This is a genomic window from Azospirillum sp. UFLA03-27, from assembly GCF_059803775.1.
The window spans coordinates 1-19,227 of sequence record NZ_JAUQTX010000035.1 but is presented as its reverse complement, the minus strand read 5'-3'; the positions used below and the strand labels follow the sequence as shown (position 1 = coordinate 19,227).

Here is a 19,227-nt window from a genome sequence, read left to right as displayed (position 1 = left end):
GAGCCCGGAGGGAACCCCAGGAGGAAAAGATGAGCTTCAATCTGCGCAACCGGTCGCTGCTCACCGTCCAGGATTACACGCCGCGGGAGTTCCGCTATGTGCTCGACCTCGCGCGCGACCTCAAGCGTGCGAAGTACGCCAGGACCGAGCAGCAGCACCTGCGCGGCAAGGAGATCTGCCTGATCTTCGAAAAGACGTCGACGCGGACCCGCTGCGCCTTCGAGGTCGCCTGCCACGACCAGGGCGCCAACGTCACCTACCTCGATCCCGCGGGCTCGCAGATCGGCCACAAGGAGTCCTTCAAGGACACCGCGCGGGTCCTCGGCCGGATGTACGACGCCATCGAGTACCGCGGCGCCGCGCAGGGCGGCGTGGAGCAGCTGGCGAAGTACGCGGGTGTACCGGTCTACAACGGCCTCACCGACGAATACCACCCGACCCAGATGCTCGCCGACGTCATGACGATGCGCGAGCACAGCGACAAGCCGATCACCGACATCACGTACGCCTATGTCGGCGACACCCGGTCCAACATGGGCCATTCGCTGATGATCGTCGGCTGCCTGATGGGCATGGACGTACGCATCTGCGGACCGCAGAGCCTGTGGCCGTCGGAGGAGTACACCGCCATCGCCCACCGGCTCGCGGCGGTGTCCGGCGCACGGCTGACCATCACCAGCGACACCGCCGAAGCGGTGGCCGGGGTCGATTTCATCCACACCGACGTGTGGGTTTCGATGGGCGAGCCCAAGGACGTCTGGCGGGAGCGGATCGCGCTGCTGAAGCCCTATCAGGTCAACCCGGAGCTGATGGCGGCAAGCGGCAACCCGCAGGTCAAGTTCATGCACTGCCTGCCGGCCTTCCACGACAGCGAGACGACGCTCGGCCGGCAGATCGCCGAGGACTACGGGATGCCCAACGGGCTCGAGGTGACCAACGAGGTCTTCGAATCGGAGGCGAACATCGCCTTCGAACAGGCGGAAAACCGGATGCACACGATCAAGGCGCTTCTCGTCGCCACGTTGGGGGAATGAGGGGGGAATGAGACCATGCGCGTCGTCGTCGCTTTGGGAGGCAACGCTCTGTTGAAACGCGGCGAGCCGATGACCGCCGACGTGCAGCGCCGCAACATCCGCATCGCCGCCGAGGCCATGGCCCCGGTCGCCCGGGAGCATCAGCTCGTGATCAGCCACGGAAACGGGCCGCAGGTGGGGCTTCTGGCGCTCCAGGGGGCCGCCTACCGGCCGGACGAGGCCTATCCGCTGGACGTCCTGGGGGCCGAGACCGAGGGCATGATCGGCTACATGATCGAGCAGGAGCTGGGCAACCTGCTGCCGTTCGAGGTGCCTTTCGCCACGCTGCTGACCATGGTGGAGGTCGACGGCGACGACCCGGCCTTCGGCGATCCGACCAAGTTCGTGGGGCCGGTCTATGGAGCCGCCGAGGCCGAGCGCATCGCCGCCGAGAAGGGGTGGGTGTTCAAGCCGGACGGCGCGTCCTGGCGGCGGGTCGTGCCGTCGCCGGCTCCCAAGCGCATCTTCGAGATCCGGCCGATCCGCTGGCTGCTGGATCAGGGAACCATCGTGATCTGCGCCGGCGGCGGCGGGATACCCACCATGTACCAGCCGGCCATGTACCAGCCGACCATGCACCAGCCGGGCAAGGAACGCACGTTGGTCGGCGTCGAGGCGGTGATCGACAAGGACCTCTGCTCGGAGCTGCTGGCGCGCGAGCTGGGTGCCGACCTTCTCATCATGGCGACCGACGCCGAGGCCGTGTTCCTCGGCTGGGGAACGCCGGACGCGCGGGCCATCCACCGCGCGAGCCCCGACGCGATGGGCAGGTACAGCTTCCCGGCCGGGTCCATGGGACCGAAGGTGGACGCCGCCTGCCGGTTCGCGACGGCGACGGGGCAAACCGCCGCGATCGGGGCGCTCGCCGACATTCCGGCGATCGTGCGTGGGGAGAAGGGCACGCTGATCGACAAGAGCTTCACGACGACGAGTTGGCACGGATAGGCGGCCTGATTGGGGCGGCGATCCGGAAAAGGAGGCTGCGACCATGGCGAACCACGTCTCGAACCATATCCCGACAGCGGCTGGAGAAAAGCGGGAGGCGCGTCGGCCCACCCTGCTTGACGCCTTGCTTCCGATGATCGCCCTCATCGCTCTGCTCGCGTTGTCCTACCTCCTGTTCGGCAAGGACGCCTCCGCCGGGCCGAACCAGGTGGCGCTGCTGTTCTCCGGGATCATCGCGGCGGGGATCGCCTACAAGAACGGGATGCCCTGGGGCGGGGTGCGCCAAGCCGTGGTCGACGGCATCGCCACCGGGCTCGCGGCCATCATGATCCTGCTGGCGGTGGGCGCGCTGATCGGCACCTGGGCGCTCAGCGGCACCATCGTGGCGATGGTCTATTACGGCCTCCAGATCCTCAGTCCCCATTATTTTTACGCGACGACCGCAATCATCTGCGCCCTGGTCGGCTTCAGCATCGGAAGCTCCTGGACCGTGGCGGGCACCATCGGCATCGGCCTGATGGGCGTGGCGGCCAGCATGAACCTGTCGCCGGAAATCACGGCCGGCGCGGTGATCTCCGGCGCCTATTTCGGCGACAAGGCCTCCCCGCTGTCCGACACCGCCAATCTGGCGACCGCGGTGACGGGGTCCGGGATCTACGAGCACATCCGGGAATCGCTGTTCACTTCGGTTCCGGCCCTGCTCGCCGCCATCCTTCTCTTCGGGATGCTGGGGGCGCCCGGCGATTTCGACGCGACCGCCATGATATCCGGCATCGAAAGCCACTTCACGGTGTCGCTCTGGGCCTTCACGCCGCTGCTGCTGGTTCTCGGCCTGTCGATCGCCCGGTTCCCGCCCTTCATCACGATCTTCTTCGGCGCCCTGGCAGGCGGTCTTCTGGCGGTCGTCCTGGAGCCGGCGCGCGTCGTCGCCTTCGCCGCCGCACCGGAGATGCCGGCCGCCGTCGCCATGCTGAAGGGGGTGTGGATGGCGCTCGCCAACGGCTACGTCGCTCACAGCGGCAACGAGTCCCTCGATGTCATCCTGACGCGGGGCGGCATGTCCAGCATGATGAACACGGTGTGGCTGATCATCACCGCGCTGTCGTTCGGCGCGACGGTGGAGCATGCCGGGCTCCTCAATCGCCTGATCGACCCGGTGATCCATCGGATGAGGTCCGTCGGTGGGCTCGTGGCGACCGTGGTCGCCACCTGCATCGGCGCCAACATCGTCACCTCGGACCAGTATATTTCGATCGCCCTGCCGGGCCGGTTGTTCAAGGCGGAATTCGCGAAGAGGGGCCTCGCCCCGGTGCTGCTGTCGCGCGTCGTCGGCGATTCGGCGACGGTGACCTCACCGCTGATCCCCTGGAACAGTTGCGGAGCCTACATGGCGGCAGCGCTCGGCGTGTCGGCGACGGGCTTCGCCATGTACTGCTTCTTCAACATTCTCAATCCCTTGGTGACGATTCTCTTCGCTGTCTCCGGTCTGCGGGTGTGGAGAACGACCATCGACACGCCTCCGGGCAACGCACCGCCTCTGCAAGGCTGACGAGCCTTTGCACGATGGCGTCGGCCGCTGCCCGGCGCGGATATGAGCAATTCCGTCTTTTGGCTCAACGTGTGGAGTGATCACTGCCAGGATGGAGGGGACGATCATGAACCGCTGTTTTCTGGCGGGCTGCGCTGCCGTTGCACTGGCAACGGGCGCCGGGGAAGCCAATGCCCAGGCCAAGTACGAGATAAAAATCGGTGGCGATGCCTTCTTCGAAGCCGGCTTCGTCAATCAGGACCTTGATTCCGGCCTGCGTTCGACCGAGTTCCGCAACCGCTTCCGCGTGCACATCACACCAGTCGCCAAAGCGGACAACGGCCTGGAGTATGGTGGGCGCATCCGCATCCGCGCCTCCGGTTCCGACACCGGCGTCAACGCCGACCGTGCCTTCATCTTCGCACAAGGCAGGCTTGGCGAGGTGCGCCTCGGCGTGTCCAACTCCTTCAACGATGAGACCTTCATTTCGACGCCGGGCGACTATCTGCCGACCAGCATCATCGATCTCGATCAGGTGACGAACTGGGTCGGCCCGACGACGGCCGGGCAGTCTGTCAACCCGGCGAATGGCCGGTATCAGGGCTCCGACGTCCTCGGTGGGGTCGCCGAAGCCGTCAACGCCGCCAGCATCCTGTGGCCGTCGCTGACACCGGACGCCAACGCAACGAAGGTCGTCTACTTCTCCCCACGTTTTGCCGGCGTGCAGTTCGGTGCCAGCTATACCCCGCGCAACGACTCCTTCAATCAGGACGTCAACCGGTTGAAAGCGTCTTCGGCGATCGCCAACCAGGGCGTCACCAACTCCTTCGCCAATCTGGTCGAGGTTGGCGCGAACTATGACGGCAACGTCTTCGGCTTCGACGTCAAGGCCAGTGCCGGCTATTTCTGGGGCACGTCCTCGGACAGCACGGTGGCCGCTGACTCCTTCCGCGACCTGAACGCTTGGCAGGTTGGCGCCCAACTCGGTTATGCCGGCTTCGCCGTCGGCGGCAGTTACACCAGCTTCGGCAAATCGGGCCAGAACAAGCGTCCCGGTTTCTTCGCGGACGATATGTACAACTGGACCGCGGGTGTGCAGTACACCGCCGGAGCCATCGTGGTGGGTGCGAATTACAAGTACGGCGTCGACCCCGGTTCCATGCTCGACCCAGGCAGCCGGCGGGTGACGGCCTACGAAGTTGGTGCCGGTTACACGGTCGCTTCGGGCCTGACCGTGAACGCCCAATACGACTATGTGCTCGCCAACAGCGATCGCCCCGAGACCGCGGCCACGGGCTCGCCGGATGACAAGGCGCACGTCATCGTGCTTCGCACGGTCCTGGCCTTCTGATCGTCAAGGGAGCGGAAAAGCTGATCCAGCGTGGAGCGTTGAACCGAAAAGCGCCGGAATGCCCGGCAACGGCATCGCCGCCATGCTGGATATCATCAACGTTCCTATGGAAGCCACGGCAAGGAAGGGAACCATGGCAAAAACGATGAAAGCGGCGGTGGTCCGCCAATTCAAAATGCCGCTGTCGATCGAAGAGGTTCCGGTGCCGGAGGTCGGTCCGGGCCAGATCCTGGTCAAGATCGAAGCGTCGGGTGTTTGCCACACCGACCTGCACGCGGCCGACGGCGACTGGCCGGTGAAGCCGAACCCCCCCTTCATTCCAGGCCATGAGGGTGTCGGCACCGTTGCCGCGGTGGGCGCCGGCGTGACCGCGGTGAAGGAGGGCGACCGGGTCGGCGTTCCCTGGCTGCACACGGCCTGCGGGCACTGCCGGCAGTGTCTCGCCGGCTGGGAAACCTTGTGCGACCTGCAGCAGAACACCGGCTACTCCGTCAACGGCGGCTTCGCGGAGTACACGCTCGCGGATCCCAACTATGTCGGCCACCTGCCGGACAGGCTTGACTGGGAAATGGCCGCCCCGATCCTGTGCGCCGGCGTAACCGTCTACAAGGGGCTGAAGGAAACCGACACCAAGCCCGGCGACACGGTTGTGATCTCCGGGATCGGCGGACTCGGCCACATTGCCGTGCAGTACGCGAAGGCCATGGGGCTCGACGTGATCGCCGTCGACATCTCCGACGAAAAGCTGGCGCTCGCCCGTGCCATGGGCGCGGATGCCGCGATCAACGCGAAGACGACCGATCCGGTTGCCGAGGTCAAGGCATTGTGCGGCGGCGCCCAGGGCGTGCTCGTCACCGCTGTGTCCCGGCATGCCTTCAATCAGGCTCTCGGCATGCTCGCCAAGCGAGGCACCATGGCCCTCGTCGGCCTGCCGCCCGGATCGTTCGAACTGGACATCTTCAGCACGGTTCTGATGCGGAAGACGATCCGCGGATCGATCGTCGGCACCCGGTTGGACCTCGCCGAATGCCTCCAGTTCGCCGGCGACGGCAAGGTGAAGGTTCACTATTCGGTCGAGCACTTGGAGAACATCAACGACGTGTTCAGCCGGATGCGCAACAACGAGATCGACGGGCGGGTGGTCATGCGGATGTAACAAACGCCAAATGGCAGCCAATCCATGTGAGCAGCAGCACGCCCGTGATTTCGACCAAGACTTACGTTGTTCCAACCTGCAAACAAGGGAAAGACCGGCATGTGGTCGCGACGCGGGTTTCTGGCGGGAGCACTGGGGGTCGTCGTCCTGGCCGGCTGTGCCGGATCGGGGAGCGTTGCATATGTGAACGACCCTTGGGGCTACCCGTTCTATGATGACGATTGGGTCTACTACTATGATGAGGGTGACGTGGACTTCCTCGCCGGGCTGACCGACGAGCAGAAGGCCGCGCTCAAGCAGAAATGGGACACGCTCTCACCCGAGGAGAAGGAGCAGATTCGTGACCGATGGAACGCTCTCAGCGCCGACGAGCGCGCGCGCGTGCAACAAGCATGGAGCGGCTTGGATGCGGAGAAGCGACAACAGGTGGTTTCCAGCATGCAGACCCGCGTCCGCGATGGGACGCTCCGTTCCGTGACGCCTGCCGCGGCCGGGCCATCGCGCTTCCCGGCAGAATCCGGCGGTGGCCCGGATCGCAGTGGCGCCGGAACCCGGACCGGCTCGTTTGATCGCGGCAGCTTTGGTGGAGGCAGGCTAGGTGGCGGTCGGTTGGGTGGTCGACGTTAGCGACATGGAACAAACGGACTTCGACGTTCGCAGATCAGGAAAAATTGCGAACGTTCGGGCGCCTTGCGTTCCAAATAACATTCGGTTCTCTCGGGGCAATGAACATGATGCAGAGCCGCAGGAAGACAATGAAAAAATCCCAGTATAAATACCTCATCATCCTGATAGCAAAAATGATTGTTGTCGTTGGGGCAATAGCCATCGCAGGGTATCTGATTTTTGGCTATAATAATGATGTTAACATGCTCGAAAATAAACCTATTGTCGTGCCGCTTCTGCGATAGAGGCGGTTTTTCATTGGAATTGATTTTTTGATTTTTGCCATCGCGTTCTTGAAGCCACTTGACCAGCTTCCCTCTACACGGAAAACGGGGGTGGTCAAACTTCACTTGGCCTTTGCAACGCGGGAAGGCCGGAGCGGATGCTCACCCGGAGCGGTTCGCCTTTCGCACCCCCCTCAAATGGGGCGCCACGAGCTTTTCGTAGGCAAACTTGACCTGCCGGTACTCCTCTTCGCACAGTTCGGCCCGTTCGGCCGGCAGATAGCCCTTCTCCACGAAATCGCCGAAGCTCTTCCGGTCGGAGCCATAGCTGATACACATCAAGTTGTAGAAACGTTGGGCTGGCAAGCTGTGCTCGTTCGCGAAGTCCTTCAACTCCGTCGGCGCTTCCTTCGCCTCGCTCGCGTACATGACGGCAACGCTGGCGATCACCCGGCGGGCCTCGTCCTTGCCCAACTGCAACAACGTGTAGGCGGCAATTTGATCGGCGGCATCCTCCTCACGGCCCAGGATCGGCACTTTCTTCAGATCGAAAATGGCGTGGGCGAGTTCGTGAAGCACGACCTCCAGAAAGGGGCCAACGATGTAGTTCGCAGGCGTCAGCCCCTCGCTGACACCGGCCGGTGGGATGTTCTGTCCGAGTTCCTGGATGTAGGCGAGATATTCGTAACAGATGGTCAGCGTGGCGTCGGAGGTCTCGTAGGAGGCATTGATTTCACCGTCGCACCCCTCGGTCCTGATGGTCAGCACGCGCGGCAGGTCGATTCCCTCAACGCGTTCGCGGATGCGTTCCAACACGCGCTTGTCCTGCAACGTCCGGTAAATCGCCTCGTGCGAAGGGTTTTTCGGCACGGCGTAGACGGTCCGGACATCGCCTGGACGGGCGTCCGCCGGGCAAGCGATGGCAACGGTCGCCAGTGCGATCAGAAGAACGCCGCAAAACGTGTAAGCGAAACGGGTGCAACGTGAATGAGCACGCATGGGCCGCGCTCCTCTGTCGGCCAAGGAAACATTAATCGGTCCCACAGACATTATCCAACATGATCCCCGAACCGCTGTACAGATATCCTGACGGGGGAAATGTATATCCATGAGGGGCAATTGCCATTGCATGGAGTTCTCTGTGCCAATATGGCCTGGACTTGCGTGTTCTGGTCGCGCTCCGAGAGCTGTGCTCCATCAACGGCACACCGGCGACACCGATCCAGACGGCAAATGCCTGGGCCCGAACAGTGCGGAAGTCGGTGGCGGCGTGGTGGTCGCGACGGAGTTGGAAATAAACTGGCGATGGGGGTGCGGATGGACCGGAAGCGCTGAACTTGGCCTGCTGATTTGAAGCGTTTCATCTGACGCTCACGGCGTCAGGTCGGTTGGAGCGAATTTTCGGCCCGGTTGTTGATGCCCTTGTGCTGGGAATGCTCCAACGCCGGCTGATATACCAGCTTGGCTGCGGCGTACGGCCTCAGCATGTCCGTGACCATCATGCGGGGTGCGCAGTCCTGCTGGGGGTATCCGGAATTTCGTGCTCGGCGGGTTTATCCTGAAGCGAACCATGCTGTTACTGGTCGCTTCAACAACGACCTCATCCTCCTTGGTCAGCGAACGGCCAAAACCCTCCAGGTCCGAGCGGGTCATGTTGACCCGTCCAGCCGGCCGCAACCGGCCCTCCTCCCGGAACACGACCGGTCGCGTCCCCGAGCGTGGTGTGGGAACTGTGGGGCACGACCAAGCGTTCAGGGCCGCGGATACAACGAACAGGAATTCCCTGTTTCCGATTGGCGTCCGAATAGGTTGAGCGCGCCGCAAGGCTGAAAATGTCAGCACCAAACGGTATCCCCGACGCCAGCCCACGTCAGCGCACCAGCCGCATTTCCCTGTATTTTCCCTGTTGAGCAGTGGAACGGTCTCGGACTCCGACCGAACCTGTCTCTTGTCGGCCTTGTCGGGGTCAGGGAACCTCGCCTCGAACTTGGCCCTCCGCCAGATTTTCTCAGCAAGCCGCTGAGTGGAGCCCGTCCATAGACCAAGCCGGCTCAGCCGATTTCCATCGGACGCCATCCACGCCATTCCCGCTGCGCCGCCCTTTCTTTGCGGAAGGCCGAGGCGGGCGTCGCATGGACTATTCCCGTTTCTTCGTCCGTTGCCGTGAGGCAAGAATTTCATCGACGGTCACCGGGCGGAAATCCCACACATCCACACCGACGTCGAATTGCCGGGGCATACCCTTCAACTGGCCGTGGCTGTGGCCGTGCAGGTTCAAAGCGCCCTTGTACATGCCGTTCCATGTGCGAAAGGCGTAGTGGCACAGTACCAGCCGCCGCTCGCCCAGCGAAAGTTCCGCGTAAGGCTGGACGCTCGCCCAACCGGGCAGGGCCAGCGTGGCGGGGCCGTCGTTGTTGCCGGTGATCAGGTGCTTGGTGCCGTGCAACCGCTCCAGAAGCGCCGCCATGGCGTCCGGCTTGCGGTGTAGGGCGAAATCGCCGAGGTGCCACACCTCGTCGTCCGGGCCGACCGTGGCGTTCCAGTTGGCCGCCATGACCTCGTCCATCTCCGCGACCGACGTGAAGGGGCGGCGGAAGCGGCTGAGCGCGCCGGCGTGGCCGAAATGCGTGTCGCTGGTGAAAAAGACCGCCATCGGGAGGCCTCAACACAGCGGCGGCGCAGAGGGTTCCCCGCGCCGCCGCTGCGGCCGTCCGTCAATCGTGCTTGTGCCCATCCGCCGACGGATCGAGCAGGCGGTGCAGGTGCACGATGAAGTAACGGGTGTGGGCGTCGTCGATGGTCATCCCGGTGGCGCCGCGCCACGCCTTGTACGCCTCGTCGTAGTTGGGGAAGATGCCCACGATATGGACCTTCGTCGGATCGACGAACTGGTCGGAATCGGGACGGACGAGTTCGCCGCCGAAGACGAGGTGGAGAAGCTGCTTGTCGGGCATGACGCGGGCATCCTTGATTGGACGGGGGTGGAACGGGGTTGGGCCGGATTTTTGAGTACGTCATATCCGTCGTCCGCCCGCTTCTTCAAGTGCAATGACAGTGCTGCGCCGCCGCCTACCCTCTCGATTGTCGCTTTTTTTCCGAAAGCTGGGCAAAAGGCACCGCCTTGGGGCATAGTCTAAGGAAGAACAGACGAAGCGAGGGGTGATTCATGGTTGTTGGTAATACCACAAATCGCACGAAGGCCCGGCGCGACGTGGCCGTCTGGGACTTGCCGACGCGCCTGTTTCACTGGAGCCTGGTCCTTTTGGTGACGGTCGCGGTCGTCTCCGCCAAGACCGACCGCATGACCATCCACATGCTGGCGGGGGAGGCGATCCTGGCGCTCCTGCTGTTCCGGCTGGTCTGGGGGCTGATCGGCAGCCAGACGGCGCGCTTCAGCCACTTCGTGAAGGGTCCGCGCGCGGTTCTCGCCTACGCCTGCGGGATGCTCCGCGCCGGGCGCGGCGGCAAGGAACCCGCGCCGGTCGTCGGGCACAACCCGATGGGCGGGCTGATGGTGCTGGCTCTGCTGGGGGCGCTGACGCTCCAGGCGGTGGCCGGCCTCTTCACCTCCGACGACATCCTGGTGGACGGGCCGCTGGTGGCGCTGGCATCGGGGAGTATGGTGGCGGGGTTCAGCACGCTGCACCGCATCCTGGCCGACGGAATCCTGATCCTGATCGGCGTGCATGTGCTGGCCGTGCTGGCCTATCTGCTGGTCAAGCAGGACAATCTGATCCGCCCGATGGTCACGGGGCGGAAGGCGATCCCGGCGGATGCGCCGATCGAGTCGCCAAAGCGCCGTCCGGCCACTCTGGCCCTGGCGGTGCTGGCCGCGGCGGCGGGTCTGGTGGCGGCGGTGGTGCAGGCGGGCTGAGGCCCGCCGCAAGGGTCCTTCCCCACGCTTGGCGGGGAAGGACGCGTTTGCGGACCGGCCGGATCAGTCGGCGCGGTAGCGCTCATGGCAGGCCTTGCAGGCGCCGCCCACGGCGGCGAACTGCTTGGCGGTGGCGGCCTTGTCGCCGGACGCGGCGGCGGCTTCCAGCCCCTTGGCGGCGGCCTCGTAGGCCTGGGCCTTGGCGGTGAAGTCGGCGTTGTTCGCCCAGATGTCGGCCTTGGCCTTGGTGTCGCCCTTGTCGCTGCCCGCGGGGAACAGGGTGGGGATCTGGGCGGCGAAAGCGCTCATGCGCTGGGCGGCCGGGCCGACCTGGGCGACCTTGTCGCTCCCCAGCAGGTCCTTGATCTCGGCCATCGCGTTCTTGCTGGTCTGGAAACCGTCCTTGCGCGCCTTGATCGAATCCTGGGCCATCGCCGTGCCGCCGACGAGGAGCAGGGCGGCCGTGGCGGCCAGCGTGACGCGGGTGAGCATGCAGATCCTCCGGATGATGGGTTTGATTAGAAAGAGGTAAGATACCCCGTCCGCGGCGCGGGCTGTCAAGCCGGGCCTGTGCGGTGCAGCATCCGGCCTTTGCGCCGAACGGCGCGTCCGCCAGCCGGGAAACCGCCCCGCTCAGGGAGTGATCGGCTTGCAAGAGCAATAAGGCGGAAGTAAGGTCCCGCGTCGCGTTCGCGCGGTCATACCAAGTTCTCACCCGAACCTTCCGCCACCTTCGTCATAGGGGCCAGTACGCCATGTCGATCATCGCGTCCCGTCTGTCGCGCATCAAGCCCTCGCCGACCATCGCCGTCACCCAGAAAGCCCGCGAGCTTGCGGCGGCCGGTCGCGACGTCATCGGCCTCGGCGCCGGCGAGCCGGACTTCGACACCCCCGACAACATCAAGGACGCCGCCATCAAGGCCATCCAGGCCGGCGACACCAAGTACACCGCCGTGGACGGCACGCCCGCGCTGAAGAAGGCTATCTGCGCCAAGTTCCAGCGCGAGAACGGCCTGACCTACGCGCCCGACCAGATCACGGTCGGCGTCGGCGGCAAGCAGGTGCTGTACAACGCCCTGATGGCGACGCTGAACTCCGGCGACGAGGTCATCATCCCGGCCCCCTACTGGGTGTCCTACCCGGACATGGTGGAGCTGGCGGAAGGCACGCCGGTCTTCGTCTCCTGCCCGGCCGAGCAGGGCTTCAAGCTGCAGCCCGCCGACCTGGAGAAGGCGATCACGCCGAAGACCAAGTGGCTGATCCTGAACTCCCCGTCCAACCCGTCGGGCGCCGCCTACACGCGCGACGAGATGAAGGCCCTGACCGACGTGCTGGTGAAGCACCCGCAGGTCTGGGTGATGACCGACGACATGTACGAGCACCTGCTCTACGACGGCATCGAGTTCGTGACCCCGGCCCAGGTCGAGCCGGCGCTGTACGACCGCACGCTGACCGTCAACGGCGTGTCGAAGTCCTACGCCATGACCGGCTGGCGCATCGGCTACGCCGGCGGCCCGAAGGCGCTGATCAAGGCGATGGGCGTGATCCAGAGCCAGTCGACCTCCAACCCGACCTCGATCGCCCAGGCGGCCGCCGTCGAGGCGCTGAACGGTCCGCAGGACTTCATCAAGGAGCGCGCCGCGGTGTTCGCCCAGCGCCGCGATCTGGTGGTGTCGATGCTGAACCAGGCCAAGGGCATCTCCTGCCCGAAGCCGGAAGGCGCCTTCTACGTCTACCCGTCCTGCGCCGGCACCATCGGCAAGACGACGCCGGACGGCAAGGTGATCGAGACCGACGAGGATTTCGTCACCTACCTACTGGAGTCGGAAGGTGTCGCGGTCGTCCAGGGTTCGGCCTTCGGCCTCGCCCCGCACTTCCGCATCTCCTACGCGACCAGCACCGAGGCTCTGGAAGAGGCCTGCAAGCGCATCCAGCGCGCCTGCGGCAATCTGAAGGGCTGATCCGCCTGAAGGACTGATTTCCGGCGGTTGCGACCGGCGGAAAAGGAAGAGGGGGCCACAAGGCCCCCTCTTTTCGTTTGTGTACTGCTGATTTTATGCGCCGCGGTCGACGCCCGCGGCCTGCAGGGCCGGCGCGGCGTCCTTGGCCGATACCAGCCGCAGGACCAGGGCGCCCGCCGTCGCGGACAGGATCGACCCGGCGAAGACGCCCACCTTCACCGCGTCGCCCAGCTCCGGCGAAGTCGGGAAGGCCAGCGCGCCGATGAACAGGCTCATGGTGAAGCCGATGCCGCACAGCAGGGCGACGCCGTAGAGCTGTGCGGTGGTGGCTCCCGCTGGCATGCCGGCGAAGCCGAGCCGGATCGTCAGCCAGGCGGTGCCGAACACGCCGACCATCTTGCCAAGGAACAGACCGAGCGCGATGCCCAGCGGCAGCGAGCCGGTGAGGATCGAGGGACTCATGCCGGCGAAGGACACGCCCGCGTTGGCGAAGCCGAAGACCGGGACGATCAGGAAGGCGACCCAGGGGTGGATGCCATGCTCCAGCCGGAGCAGCGGCGCTTGCGGGTCCGCCGCTGCGCCGGAAGCGGGACGCAGCGGGATGGTCAGCGCCATGGTCACGCCGGCCAGCGTCGCGTGCACGCCCGACAGCAGAACCGCGCCCCACAGGCCCGCGCCCAGGACCAGATAGGGCAGGAGGGTGCGCACGCCGAACCGGTTCAGGCCGATCAGCGCCGCCAGGAGCAGCGCCGCCACGCCGAGCGCCGGCAGGGAAAGGTCGGCGGTGTAGAACAGGGCGATGATGATGACGGCACCCAGATCGTCGATGATCGCCAGGGCCGTCAGGAAGATCTTGAGCGACACCGGAACGCGCGGCCCGAGCAGCGACAGCACGCCGAGCGCGAAGGCGATGTCGGTCGCCGCCGGGATGGCCCAGCCGTTGACCGTGGCCGGGTTGCCGGCGTTGAAGGCGAGATAGACCAGCGCCGGCACCAGCATGCCGCCCGCCGCCGCGACACCGGGCAGGACGCGGCACGACCAGGTGGACAACTGGCCGTCCAGCATCTCCCGCTTGATCTCCAGCCCGACCAGCAGGAAGAAGATCGCCATCAGCCCGTCGTTGATCCAATGGCCGATGCTGAGCCCGAGAACGTAGGTGTGCAGCGTGTCGAAATAGGCGGTGGACAGGGGGGAGTTCGCCACCACCAGAGCCAGCGCCGCGGCTACCATCAGCAGGATGCCGCCCGAGGCCTCGTTGCTCATGAACTCCCTGATGAAGGCTGCCGGGCGCCGGCCGGCGGGTTGCCTGTGAGCATCCATGGCGCTTGTTTCCTTTCCTGGTTCGTCGGTCCTGATCGGCCGGAAGAACGGAGTTGTCGTGGAGTTCGTGAAGAAGCAATTTGTGAAAAGAATGTGGCGTCATGGCGGCTTCGCCATGACGCCATCGCAGGTTTCTTATCAGCTGCGCGTCATTTTCAGTCGCGCGTCATCACATGAAGAATTTTGTGATGAGGACGTAGAGCGTCAAGCCGATCAGGCCGATGGTTCCACCCCAGGCCCAGGCGAACTGGAACTTGCTCGGCAGCAGATCGCGCTCGAAATCGCTGGTGAAGTTGTCCTTGACCGCCTTGATGGTCAGCCAGAACAGGACCGGCGAGAAGACCAGGGCCATGACCGAGGCGAGTTGGACCACGAAGATCGGCTCGGGCAGGCCGTAGACCACCGCGATGCCGGCGACCAGCCACGTCACCTGCATGCCGCGGTACAGCAGCTTGCGGATCGCCGCGGTGTCCCAGTCGCGCTTCAGACGGACCACGCATTCCTCGAACAGGCGGGCCTGACCGTCGAAGTAGGTGAAGACGGTGGAGAACAGCGCGGCCACGCCGCCGGCGATGATGACCGGGAAGATCCACGCGCCGAAGGTGTCGGTGTAGATGCTGGCGATGGTCACGCCCATCTCCGAACCCTTGGGCACCAGACCCTGCGGGTGCAGCACGACGGCACCGACGATCAGGAAGATCATCCCCGACAGCATCGAGATGATGTAGCTGATGTTCATGTCGCGCTTGAACAGGATCAGGCTGTTCTTCATGTAGTTGGGATCCATGTGCACGGTGTGCCCCTGGGCCCGCATCTCGTTGACCTTGACCATGCCGGCCTTCTTGTCGACGGCCCAGTTCGACTGCATGGGCGCGACTTCCAGCGTGGTCGGGAAATAGCCGAACATGGCGCCGAACAGCATCATCGACCCGATCGGCGGCAGGGTCGGCAGCAGGCGCGACAGATACTCGCCCGGCGGCGGCGCCTGGAGCGCGAAGGCGACGAAGCAGGACACGGCGAAGACGATGATGAGGATCTTGCAGATGCCCTCCACCGCCTTGTAGCTGCCCATCCACAGGATGCCGACGGTCAGCAGCAGGATGGCCACCGCCCAGAGCTGCATCGACATGAAGGGGAAGGCCGCCCACATCAACGCCGCACAGCCGAGCGCGCGGCCGGCGATGCCCACGGTGTTGGCGAAGCCCTGGAAGATCATGAACCACAGCGGCCAGGTGCCGACGCGGTGATAGGCGTTGATGATGGATTCGCCCTTCACCATCGTGTAGCGATGGGCGAATTCGAAGGCACAGTATTTGATGATGTAGGCGGCCAGGATGACCCACAGCAGATCGTAGCCGTAGAGCGCGCCGGCGGTCGGCGCGTGCATGATGTGGCTGGCGCCGATGCCGGTCATCGCCGCGGCGATGCCGGGCCCCATGGCCTTCCAGGTGTCCATGAAGCCGGTGCCGGGGGCTTCCAAGCGGATGACCTTCTTGGCGCTTCCGTCCGCGGCGGTGCCGCCATAGAGGCCATCGGCGTCGATGGCCGCGCTGTTCGTCGAGCTGACGCTCATTCCCGTTCCTCCCTAGGATTGGCCTGTCGATTGGCGTCGGGCCGTTCGAGAAATTTTCGGCCCGGTTCCGTCCGGCTCCTTTTCCGATCCGTGCTTTGCTGCAGGGGCTGGTTTCCTACACGCCATAGTTTGGTATGCCAAATATCAGCGATGTGTAGGAAAAAAAATCTGGCGGGGAGGGACGTTTTTCAGACTCAGAAAAAATGAGAAAATCGTGGACTAAAACCGGATCTACCCATATCGGCTATGATCAATGCGTGAGTCATGAAAAGGAATTCATGATCAAGTCGGCCGGTTGCGCAGGGTATTTGATACGTCCATATGGCGGTGGACTCAGCGAGCTTGGGCCATACGCTGCGTTGCCTCCCAAAAGGCTGTCCCTGTTGAGTCAGGGACAGCCTTTTCTCGTCTCAGTATTATGGGGATGAACTTTTTTTGATATCTTTATGGATGAAAACCGATGGCCATGCTCGCCAAAATCCGCGGCGACGATGGCGCGGGAGACGCATCATCTAGGTTTTTAATCCATGGTCTGCCCAAATTTTAAAGCCGCTCCACTCCGCGCGGATTTATGTGGTTTGCCGCCCTGTGAAAAAAGCGCGGGTCCTGCGGAACGGAAAGCATCTATGCTGAAGGGCAAGGCGAGCGGGAAGCCGTGCAACGCGCGCCGGTCAATCTGTTGTCGGGGCGTTGCCTCAGAGGATTGCGCTGCCCGAAGCCGGCACGCCGACCAGTTTGTGCGGGAGCTTCCATGGTTCTGGAACCAATCTCACTCGCCGTGGCGCTGTGCCTCGCCACCTTCGCCGCGACCGGCATTGCCTCCGTACTGACCGCGGTATGGGAAAGCCACCGGGATCCGGGCACCCTTCTCGCTCCCGTGCGACCCTGGGGGCGTCCGGCCAACATGAACCGGCCTCCCCGCGGAACCCGCCGTCATCTGTGGATTGCAACGGAAACGGTGGACTGAAGCCGTGTCGGTGTGACAGCGCCGAAAGACGAAAAACGCGCCGATTTGAACGACACTGGAATCAGAAAGGGCCGCGACTGGATCGCGGCCCTTTCGTCGTCCGGTGTTGTCTGGATGTCCGCAAGGCATGTTCACAGGACGCCGTACAGACGGGACTTCTCGCACCAGGCTTCCATGAAGGACTTGAATGCCTGCAGGAAAGTTGAACCCTTCGTGCCGTTCTGGTTGGCGTGAAGATGGGTTGCAGTCGCGTAGGTCATGATCATCTCCGTCGTTCGATGAAGATAAAGTATCCTGGTATACCTAATACCAGAAGCGCAATCGATGCATCGCTTGCTTGCCATCATCACATGGCGGGTTATGAAGACTTGCTTACTGTTTGGTGTGCTGATTCATCGTTGGGCTGATATTCTTTCTCCGGTCTTGCGCCTGAACGATCGCCACGCGCCTTCCGGCCATGACAAAGGGGCCGGAGGACGCTCCTCCGGCCCCGTGCACCCACACACCGCCGCTTATTGTGCGGCCAGCGTCTCCTTGCGGATCTCCACCGCCTTGTCGGCGGCCTTGCCGGTCAGCTCCTGCAGCCGTTCGAAGCTCCAGGTGAAGGTGCCGACGCCGAGCGACAGGGAGCGCAGCTCGACGATCAGGTCGTGCATCTCGGCCTGCGGCAGATAGGCCTTCACCTCGTCCCAGCCCTGCCAGCCGGGGCGCGCGTCGTAGCCGAGGATCTGCCCGCGCCGCCCGCTGACCAGCCGCTGCACCTTCGAGGTGAAGTCGCTGGGCACGGCGATGGAGACGGTCAGGATCGGCTCCAGCAGCACCGGCTCGCAGGCCGGCAACGCCTCGGTCATCGCCTGCCGCGCCACCGTCTTGAAGGCCATCTCGGAGCTGTCCACGGCGTGGAACTGCCCGCCGGTCAGCCGCACCGCGAAATCCACCACGGGGAAGCCCAGCGGCCCGCGCACCGCGTAATCGCGCACGCCGGTTTCCACCGCCGGGATGAACTGGCGCGGCACGACGCCGCCGACGATGCCATCCTCGAACTGGAAGCCGGTGCCGCGGGGCAGCGGCTTGACCTCGACATGGATGTCGGCGAACTGGCCGTGGCCGCCGGTCTGCCGCTTGAAGCGGGCGTGGTGGGCGGTGCCCTTGCGGATCGACTCGCGGTAGGGCACCTGCGGCGGCACGCCTTTGACCGAGACGTTGAACTTGTTGCGCAGCCGGTCCATGGCGATCTGGAGATGGATGTCGCCCTGGCCCCACAGCACCAGCTCGCCGGTGTCGGTGGACTGGTCCAGCTTCAGCGACGGGTCCTCCTCGACCAGCTTCTGGATGGCCGCGGTCAGCTTCACCTCGTCGTTGCGATTCTGGGCGTGCAGGGCGAGGCCGAAGACGGGCGGCGGCAGCTCCGGCCACAGCGCCGACCGGCCGGCGTTGCCCTTGTCGGTCAGCAGGTCGCCGGTCGCCGCCTTGTCGAGCCGGCCGAGCGCCACCACCTCGCCGGCCGCCGCCTGGGACAGCTTCTCCTGGTTGTGGCCCATCATGCGGAAGACGCCGGACACCCGCTCCCCGCCCAGCGTCATGCCGTCGTTGACGGTGCCGCGCCAGACCCGCGCGAGGCTGATCTTGCCGGCGTGCGAGCCGTTCAGCGTCTTGAAGACCTGGGCGGCCACCGTGGCATCCGCCGGGATGCCGGCGCGCTCCGCCGAGGTGGCGACGTCCGGCCCCTCGTGGCGCAGTGCCTTCAGCAAACGGCGGATGCCGTTGTCGTTCTCCGCAGAGCCGAAGAAGACCGGGACGATCAGGTCGTCGGCCAGCTCGCTGGCCAGCCGGTCATAGACCTCCTGCGTGTCGGGGGCGACGTCCTCCAGCAGCTTTTCCAGCAAAGCGTCGTCGTAGTCGGCCACCGCCTCCAGCATCTCCTGCCGGGCCTCGTGCTCGCGATCCTTCAGGCTGTCGGGGATCTGGACGAGGTTGGACGGCTTGTGAGGGTTGAAGTGCCAGGCGCGCTCGCTGACCAGATCGACGAAGCCGGTGATCTTGCCGCCCTCGCGGATCGGCACCTCGCGCAGCACCAGCTTGCGCGCCGACACCGCCTGATAGGCCTGCACCACGTCGCGCACCCGCAGGTCGCCCAGGCTGTCCACCTTGTTGATGAACAGCAGGTGGGGGATGCGGTTGTCGTCGAGGAACTTGAACAGGGGGGCGAGCAGCACGGCTTTTTCCGGCACCGCCTCGGCCACGATCACGGCGACGTCCGCCACCATCAGGGCGCTCTGCGTCTCGCAGGCCAGTTCCACCGAGCCGGGGCAGTCGAGCACGCTCCAGCGCTCGCCCAGGAACTCGAAGGAGGCGACGTTGACCTCGACGCTCATCTGCCGGGCCTTGGCCTCGGGGGAGCTGTCGCCGACCGCGTTGCCGTCGCGGACGCTGCCCTTGCGCGTGGTCGCCCCGGCGGCGGACAGCAGGCTTTCCAGAAGCGATGTCTTGCCGCTGAGATAGGGGCCGACCAGCGCAGCGCAGCGGGCCGTCTGGATCTGAGTATGGGGCTGTCTCTTATACACATCTCCGAGCCCACGAGACTATAAC

Annotated in this window: 17 protein-coding genes; 9 read left to right on the top strand and 8 right to left on the bottom strand. The window is 64.6% G+C overall.

Features of this window, described 5'->3' with window-relative positions; genetic code table 11:
• The first annotated feature begins 29 nt into the window (after positions 1-29).
• From Q4I23_RS07915 to Q4I23_RS07885, 7 genes are all read left to right on the top strand, one after another.
• Positions 30-1,034 (top strand): ornithine carbamoyltransferase, encoded by a 1,005-nt coding sequence (locus tag Q4I23_RS07915; RefSeq protein ID WP_498525824.1) that lies wholly within the window; start codon positions 30-32, stop codon positions 1,032-1,034.
• 15 nt (positions 1,035-1,049) lie between these two features.
• A complete protein-coding gene (arcC, locus tag Q4I23_RS07910) occupies positions 1,050-2,018 on the top strand; it encodes a carbamate kinase (protein ID WP_498525823.1) in 969 nt (322 codons plus the stop codon).
• A 43-nt stretch (positions 2,019-2,061) separates the two neighbouring features.
• Complete coding sequence (locus Q4I23_RS07905) at positions 2,062-3,567, top strand: Na+/H+ antiporter NhaC family protein (RefSeq protein WP_498525822.1); 1,506 nt, start codon at positions 2,062-2,064, stop codon at positions 3,565-3,567.
• Positions 3,568-3,673: 106 nt separating this feature from the next.
• Positions 3,674-4,897, top strand: coding sequence for a porin (locus tag Q4I23_RS07900; RefSeq protein WP_498525821.1), 1,224 nt, complete (start codon positions 3,674-3,676; stop codon positions 4,895-4,897).
• A gap of 58 nt (positions 4,898-4,955) precedes the next feature.
• Complete coding sequence (gene adhP / locus Q4I23_RS07895; protein ID WP_454019175.1) at positions 4,956-6,053, top strand: alcohol dehydrogenase AdhP; 1,098 nt, start codon at positions 4,956-4,958, stop codon at positions 6,051-6,053.
• Positions 6,054-6,236: 183 nt separating this feature from the next.
• Entirely contained in the window at positions 6,237-6,680 is a 444-nt protein-coding gene (locus Q4I23_RS07890; RefSeq protein WP_498525820.1) for a hypothetical protein, read from the top strand.
• Between the two features lie 104 nt (positions 6,681-6,784).
• Entirely contained in the window at positions 6,785-6,964 is a 180-nt protein-coding gene (locus tag Q4I23_RS07885) for a hypothetical protein (RefSeq protein ID WP_498525819.1), read from the top strand.
• A 141-nt stretch (positions 6,965-7,105) separates the two neighbouring features.
• Here the strand turns inward: Q4I23_RS07885 and Q4I23_RS07880 are convergent, their stop codons facing one another.
• The 3 genes from Q4I23_RS07880 to Q4I23_RS07870 all read right to left on the bottom strand — a co-directional run bounded on the left by Q4I23_RS07880 (position 7,106) and on the right by Q4I23_RS07870 (position 9,897).
• The gene (locus tag Q4I23_RS07880; RefSeq protein ID WP_454019178.1) at positions 7,106-7,942 is read right to left on the bottom strand and encodes a DUF4344 domain-containing metallopeptidase; all 837 of its coding nucleotides are present in this window, start codon (positions 7,940-7,942) and stop codon (positions 7,106-7,108) included.
• A gap of 1,138 nt (positions 7,943-9,080) precedes the next feature.
• Positions 9,081-9,596: a metallophosphoesterase family protein gene (locus Q4I23_RS07875; RefSeq protein WP_454019179.1), complete on the bottom strand. Its 516-nt coding sequence runs from the start codon at positions 9,594-9,596 to the stop codon at positions 9,081-9,083.
• Positions 9,597-9,657: 61 nt separating this feature from the next.
• On the bottom strand, positions 9,658-9,897 hold the full coding sequence (locus Q4I23_RS07870) for a DUF4170 domain-containing protein (RefSeq protein WP_035675610.1): 240 nt from the start codon (positions 9,895-9,897) through the stop codon (positions 9,658-9,660).
• A 212-nt stretch (positions 9,898-10,109) separates the two neighbouring features.
• Between Q4I23_RS07870 and Q4I23_RS07865 the strand changes: the two genes are divergently transcribed.
• Entirely contained in the window at positions 10,110-10,817 is a 708-nt protein-coding gene (locus Q4I23_RS07865) for a cytochrome b/b6 domain-containing protein (protein ID WP_498525818.1), read from the top strand.
• Positions 10,818-10,880: 63 nt separating this feature from the next.
• On the opposite strand, the gene Q4I23_RS07860 is transcribed toward Q4I23_RS07865, so the two are convergent.
• Positions 10,881-11,309, bottom strand: coding sequence for a c-type cytochrome (locus tag Q4I23_RS07860; protein ID WP_038529411.1), 429 nt, complete (start codon positions 11,307-11,309; stop codon positions 10,881-10,883).
• A 263-nt stretch (positions 11,310-11,572) separates the two neighbouring features.
• Between Q4I23_RS07860 and Q4I23_RS07855 the strand changes: the two genes are divergently transcribed.
• On the top strand, positions 11,573-12,778 hold the full coding sequence (locus tag Q4I23_RS07855) for an aspartate transaminase (RefSeq protein ID WP_498525817.1): 1,206 nt from the start codon (positions 11,573-11,575) through the stop codon (positions 12,776-12,778).
• 93 nt (positions 12,779-12,871) lie between these two features.
• On the opposite strand, the gene nhaA is transcribed toward Q4I23_RS07855, so the two are convergent.
• The 4 genes from nhaA to Q4I23_RS07835 all read right to left on the bottom strand — a co-directional run bounded on the left by nhaA (position 12,872) and on the right by Q4I23_RS07835 (position 19,202).
• Positions 12,872-14,098: a Na+/H+ antiporter NhaA gene (nhaA, locus tag Q4I23_RS07850; RefSeq protein ID WP_498525816.1), complete on the bottom strand. Its 1,227-nt coding sequence runs from the start codon at positions 14,096-14,098 to the stop codon at positions 12,872-12,874.
• Between the two features lie 169 nt (positions 14,099-14,267).
• Complete coding sequence (locus Q4I23_RS07845) at positions 14,268-15,671, bottom strand: Nramp family divalent metal transporter (RefSeq protein ID WP_498525815.1); 1,404 nt, start codon at positions 15,669-15,671, stop codon at positions 14,268-14,270.
• 1,098 nt (positions 15,672-16,769) lie between these two features.
• On the bottom strand, positions 16,770-16,898 hold the full coding sequence (locus Q4I23_RS07840) for a hypothetical protein (RefSeq protein ID WP_454019184.1): 129 nt from the start codon (positions 16,896-16,898) through the stop codon (positions 16,770-16,772).
• 252 nt (positions 16,899-17,150) lie between these two features.
• Entirely contained in the window at positions 17,151-19,202 is a 2,052-nt protein-coding gene (locus Q4I23_RS07835; RefSeq protein WP_498525814.1) for an elongation factor G, read from the bottom strand.
• Positions 19,203-19,227: the final 25 nt, after the last annotated feature.

What these genes read in the sequence shown, in the direction of transcription:
- Q4I23_RS07870 (WP_035675610.1), bottom strand. Translation starts at nt 9,897, where the DNA reads ATGCCCGACAAGCAGCTTCTCCACCTCGTCTTCGGCGGCGAACTCGTC.
- Q4I23_RS07900 (WP_498525821.1), top strand. Translation starts at nt 3,674, where the DNA reads ATGAACCGCTGTTTTCTGGCGGGCTGCGCTGCCGTTGCACTGGCAACG.
- Q4I23_RS07915 (WP_498525824.1), top strand. Translation starts at nt 30, where the DNA reads ATGAGCTTCAATCTGCGCAACCGGTCGCTGCTCACCGTCCAGGATTAC.
- Q4I23_RS07885 (WP_498525819.1), top strand. Translation starts at nt 6,785, where the DNA reads ATGATGCAGAGCCGCAGGAAGACAATGAAAAAATCCCAGTATAAATAC.
- Q4I23_RS07855 (WP_498525817.1), top strand. Translation starts at nt 11,573, where the DNA reads ATGTCGATCATCGCGTCCCGTCTGTCGCGCATCAAGCCCTCGCCGACC.
- Q4I23_RS07860 (WP_038529411.1), bottom strand. Translation starts at nt 11,309, where the DNA reads ATGCTCACCCGCGTCACGCTGGCCGCCACGGCCGCCCTGCTCCTCGTC.
- Q4I23_RS07845 (WP_498525815.1), bottom strand. Translation starts at nt 15,671, where the DNA reads ATGAGCGTCAGCTCGACGAACAGCGCGGCCATCGACGCCGATGGCCTC.
- Q4I23_RS07880 (WP_454019178.1), bottom strand. Translation starts at nt 7,942, where the DNA reads ATGCGTGCTCATTCACGTTGCACCCGTTTCGCTTACACGTTTTGCGGC.
- nhaA (WP_498525816.1), bottom strand. Translation starts at nt 14,098, where the DNA reads ATGGATGCTCACAGGCAACCCGCCGGCCGGCGCCCGGCAGCCTTCATC.
- Q4I23_RS07865 (WP_498525818.1), top strand. Translation starts at nt 10,110, where the DNA reads ATGGTTGTTGGTAATACCACAAATCGCACGAAGGCCCGGCGCGACGTG.
- adhP (WP_454019175.1), top strand. Translation starts at nt 4,956, where the DNA reads ATGCCCGGCAACGGCATCGCCGCCATGCTGGATATCATCAACGTTCCT.
- Q4I23_RS07875 (WP_454019179.1), bottom strand. Translation starts at nt 9,596, where the DNA reads ATGGCGGTCTTTTTCACCAGCGACACGCATTTCGGCCACGCCGGCGCG.
- Q4I23_RS07840 (WP_454019184.1), bottom strand. Translation starts at nt 16,898, where the DNA reads ATGACCTACGCGACTGCAACCCATCTTCACGCCAACCAGAACGGCACG.
- arcC (WP_498525823.1), top strand. Translation starts at nt 1,050, where the DNA reads ATGCGCGTCGTCGTCGCTTTGGGAGGCAACGCTCTGTTGAAACGCGGC.
- Q4I23_RS07905 (WP_498525822.1), top strand. Translation starts at nt 2,062, where the DNA reads ATGGCGAACCACGTCTCGAACCATATCCCGACAGCGGCTGGAGAAAAG.